Below are 4,682 nucleotides of genomic sequence, written 5' to 3'. Positions count from 1 at the left end.
TACATCCATTGCCCTTTTACTTTCACATACGTTTCATCGACTCTCCAGGAATCATTTGTTGTCTTAAGATGACGTCGCACTCTTTCATCTAATTCAGGTCCATATTGATGCACTCAACGCATAATAGTGGTGTGAGCAATAGACAAACCTCGTTCCTCCATCCTTTCCACCAAATCACGAAAACTTAGGTTGTACCGTAGGTACCATCTTACCGTTAATAAGATAATATCAGGCTGATAGTGCTTCCATTTGAACAAATTTTTCTTTTCCATACCGATCACACACCTTTTTAGAGTAATAGTATTAGTATGTTCAAAATTTATAGATTACTTGCAATTATCCTGAAGTTTTTGCACCAGAACCCCTTAGATGAACACCATCAAAATAATACATTTATTATCTAATAGCAAAAGACCACCTATTTCCGTAGATGGTCTCTGCCTCCTCAGCTTTATTGTACACATTTAAATTATACTGCTAATCGCATACTATATTGTTATGCAATTGTGCATTAATTCTATTTTTAATATTGTAATAGTGAAAAATATCTATACTAAACTTTGGGAATATTTTGCATAAACATTATCAATTTACTGTATATTCTGTCAATGTTAAGCTATAAGTGTAATATATATACGTTTGAACCATGTCCCCTAATACAAGGTTTGAATAGTCATCTCAATACGCGAGAAAAAACATAGAAAAGGCACCTTAGGGTGTCTTTTCTATATGTAAAATTGCATGAAAACACTTAATAATATTATGATATTATCTAATAGATCAGCGCTATTACTTCATGTATTATGTCAAAACCCTACAGAAAAATGAATAACCAACTAAAGATAGGCACTCATTGAGTGTCTTTTCGGTTCTGTTGCAAAGTTTTAAACGCCCCCAAAAATATAGAATGAAAATACAATTGTTCCGAATAAACATTATAAAATATACAAGAACATGTATCGTATACTCATTATTTTCGGTTGTTTTTCAACTTTGCAACAGAACCCTCAATACTATCATTGAGCAAGATCACCGACATGTGAAACGTCGATTCTCTCGTTCTTTAGGATTTCAAAGTCTTCGCCATGCCTCACGTACTATTAAAGGTATAGAAACTGTTCATGCCATATACAAACAAAAACGAAGTCTTCAACCAAACTTCGTTTTTTCGACGTATAACGCATTACATGAATTATTAATAGTTTCATAAAACTGGTCCATAACATTCCCCATCTCTTTATATCTTCGGAAACTTTGCACCAGAGCCTTCTAAGGTAATCGTACCTATCGGTATGAAGTTTACTTAGCTATCGAGCCTGTCCCTTGCTCTATATATGATTCTACTAACATAATCACTCTCCTTGCTGGATGTTGATAGAAGCGTTTCAGTCCTTGTCTGCCAAAAAAATGCACTCACATTAGAGTGAGTGCTCTGAAAAAGGTTGAGACTCCTCCATGGGAGTACAGTCTTTATAAGGAGAGTTTCTAATAGAAACGTATCTTTAATTTATAATGAATACTACAAAATCTAATCAAAAAGTACATGATTTTACAAAAAAATATTAAGTATCAGAAAATTCATTTTAGTCCGAAATTTCAAGATAACTGGATTGAATCTCTCAACTCCGAATATACTGACACTATCACTCTGAAAATAGTATGTAATTACTATAGAAAAGAATGAATTAACAATAGAAATATTGACTACATATAAATTAACAGGTTCTGGTGCAAAAAAACAAATTTTGTAATGTATCATTTTTTTGCACCAGAACCTTTTGAAGTGTCTCAAATTGGAACATTTTAATTATAAAAAGTAAAACTAAGTTCATGATTTTTATAATTTGTAAAACTGATTATGATTAATTAGCACTTTTATATTTTTTCAAAAATGGGTTCTTGTTATTGAAAAGCTTGGGTTCTATATCACAGATAAAAGGGTAACCAGTGCTAAAATAGCTGGAAGTCCTTGTTTCGCAATAATTGATTTATTGGATGTGAAACCTCCGAAAATAGCTGCTACCACCACACAAATTACGAAAAATAATTGAATCATATAGCCAATTGGGTTGAGCCCCAGTATAAGTCCCCAAATGAGACCAGCGGCTAGAAATCCATTATATAAACCTTGGTTTGCAAACATAATGGCTACGTTTCGATCTCCTTCTAAATGCTTCGGTAATTTGAAAGCGCGTTTTGCCACTTTTGAATCAATAAAAAACATTTCAAGGATCATAATGAATAAATGTTCTAATGCTACGATCCCCACTAAAATAGCTGCGATTATTTCCACACCATTCTCTCCCCTCTACTTCCTAATATCAGTTTTATATTATTTCCATTGTGCAATTCTATCAACAGGGAGACGGTATGAAGCATATCCTTCGTCGGCTGCTTTACCGATAGATAGTAGCATAACTGGTACATAGCGCTCTTTTTCCAATCCGAAGGTTGCAGCGATATTTTCCTTGTCATACCCCCCGATTGGGTTTGTATCATATCCATGTGCACGTGCTGTCAACATTAACTGCATGGAGACAAGGCCTGCATCAATCAGAATAGTTTCGCGATTTTCTTGGACTGGAAGCTTTTCAAAATGTGCAGTCAATGCTTGTACTTGTCTGTCTTTTACCTCTTGCGGCATATACCCTAGCTCAACAGCTTTTGAATAAATTTCTTCTATATAGTCACCGTTGTCCATATCTGCAAATACTGCTATAACGGCAGATGAAGTAGAAACTTGTGATTGATTAAATTTAGCGAGTTTTACAAGCTTTTCTTTTCCCTCCGAACTTTCGATAACAAGAAAACGCCATGGTTGTGCGTTAACTGAGGATGGTGCTGTAGTAGCTTCCCTTAATATTTTGGCCATCTCTTCCTTGCTGATTTTGACTGTTGGATCATAATTACGTATGGATCGACGTCCTTTCATGATTTTCATAAAATCGTTTGTTTTTAATGTAGTTCCCATGTATAAACACTCCTCTATGCTTTAATCTTCTCTACATTTTTTTCATCCGTGACAGGACATGAATAAGTACATTGTGTTCTTCTACACTGACATTAACGAACATTTGCATTTCCTTCGTAAAACGTTCCTTTTCCTTCTTGGAAGACTCGATTCGTTCTCGTCCTTGCTCAGATAACCGAACAAGCGTTATACGGTTATCCTCAGGCTTCTTTCTTCTTAATACGGTTCCTTTGGCTTCAAGCTGTTTAACGTGTCTGGTGATGGCTGCGCCATCAATATTCAACTTTTTTGAAGATCGCTTTGACTAATTTCATCAACGTGATAGAGCAATACGAGCAATTCCAATCGAGATTGACTGATGCCAATGCATGCTTCAAACTTCGCACCAATTACTTTGTTCAAACTTTGTAGCTTGTATAAAATTTCGGCTTCTTCTGAACAACATGTTTTCAAAACTCACCCCTTCTTTCTTACTAAAAAATTAATTGATATATCAATTATTGATACGTCAATAATATACATTCCTCTTTTTAGTTTTGCAAGTTTTTTTGCTTAATTAGTTCTATTTTGTTCCATCAGCTTTAAATTAATTCACAACATCAGTTCGCATTTCTAGAAATCATAGTTATTTCAAGTTTATTCTGATAATCATATTTAGCTAAATATATTAAGGAATTCAGCTGTATCACCATCAAGTTTAAAAAATTTGTTGTCCCAAAAACGAAAATTTTATGTCTTTTTTAGTCATGAAACTCATTTTTATTGTTTTGGGAGCAGTCCATTTTGTTAGCTTGATGGACATGGGGTACTGTTGATTTGGAATAAAGTTCAATTATAATCGTGCTGCAAATGTTGATTTTACAATAGAAGAAACCCATCCATTTTGAAAATGATTAGTTAAAAAATGTTTTAGACTAAGTATTGCTGGAGTATTGGCATTTCTCTATTATTATTTACCAGCCTTAAAAAATAAGGATTTAGACTAATGGATAGTCTTTATGGGAGAGTACCACATTAAACGTCGTACCTTTATGTCAAATCCATACTTTCAGGAATTCGAATTTTCAAATCACAGTGTGTTTTCCTCGATATTGTCTAGGTGTCATATTAGTAACCTTTTTAAATATCTTTGTAAAATAGCTCTGATCATTAAAGTTAAACCAGGTACAAATATCAGATAAAGAATACGTGGTTAATGTGGTTCTGGTGCAAAAACTTCAGGATAATTACAATAAATCTATAAAACTTGGACATACTGATACTATTACTCTAGAAAGGGTGCGTGATTGGTATGGAAAAAGAAAATTTGTTCAAATGGAAGCATTATCAGCCTGAACTCACCTTATTAACAGTAAGGTGGTACCTGCGGTACAACTTAAGTTTTCGTGATTTGGTGGAAATGATAGAGGAACGGGGATTATCTTTGGTTCATACAACCATTACGCGTTGGGTTCATCAATACGGTCCTGAATTAGATAAGCGAATTCGACGTCATCTTAAATCAACCAATGACTCGTGGAGAGTCGATGAAACTTATATTAAAGTAAAAGGTCAATGGATGTACTTATATCGTGCAGTTGATTCAGAGGGGAATACCATTGATTTTTATTTAAGTAAATCAAGAGATAAAAAAACAGCCAAGCGCTTTTTCAAGAAAGCCTTGGCTGCTTCTCATATTTGTAAACCTCGCGTAATAACAGTAGATAAGAAC

3 protein-coding genes and 4 pseudogenes are annotated in these 4,682 nt (G+C 34.1%); 2 read left to right on the top strand and 5 right to left on the bottom strand.

Annotated elements, in window-relative coordinates:
• A pseudogene (locus J4P91_RS28340) lies at positions 1-272 on the bottom strand (transposase domain-containing protein); the annotation flags it as partial.
• Positions 273-1,006: 734 nt separating this feature from the next.
• Here J4P91_RS28340 and J4P91_RS28335 point away from each other — a divergent pair.
• Positions 1,007-1,210, top strand: a pseudogene (locus J4P91_RS28335) (DDE-type integrase/transposase/recombinase); the annotation flags it as partial.
• Between the two features lie 711 nt (positions 1,211-1,921).
• On the opposite strand, the gene J4P91_RS28330 reads toward J4P91_RS28335, so the two are convergent.
• From J4P91_RS28330 to J4P91_RS28315, 4 genes and pseudogenes are all read right to left on the bottom strand, one after another.
• Positions 1,922-2,293: a DUF1304 domain-containing protein gene (locus J4P91_RS28330; protein ID WP_207996748.1), complete on the bottom strand. Its 372-nt coding sequence runs from the start codon at positions 2,291-2,293 to the stop codon at positions 1,922-1,924.
• A 39-nt stretch (positions 2,294-2,332) separates the two neighbouring features.
• On the bottom strand, positions 2,333-2,971 hold the full coding sequence (locus tag J4P91_RS28325) for a nitroreductase family protein (RefSeq protein WP_207996747.1): 639 nt from the start codon (positions 2,969-2,971) through the stop codon (positions 2,333-2,335).
• A gap of 14 nt (positions 2,972-2,985) precedes the next feature.
• Positions 2,986-3,424: pseudogene (locus J4P91_RS28320) on the bottom strand (MarR family winged helix-turn-helix transcriptional regulator).
• A 611-nt stretch (positions 3,425-4,035) separates the two neighbouring features.
• A pseudogene (locus J4P91_RS28315) lies at positions 4,036-4,170 on the bottom strand (helix-turn-helix domain-containing protein); the annotation flags it as partial.
• Between the two features lie 92 nt (positions 4,171-4,262).
• On the opposite strand from J4P91_RS28315, the gene J4P91_RS28310 reads away from it, so the two are divergent.
• Positions 4,263-4,682, top strand: a 420-nt coding sequence (locus J4P91_RS28310; protein WP_207996746.1) for an IS6 family transposase, incomplete at its 3' end; no start/stop codon positions are given.

It is taken from the genome of Bacillus sp. XF8 (genome assembly GCF_017498755.1).
GTDB classification, from domain to species: Bacteria; Bacillota; Bacilli; order Bacillales; family Bacillaceae_G; genus Bacillus_A; species Bacillus_A bingmayongensis.
This window is presented reverse-complemented; position numbering and strand designations above follow the sequence as displayed.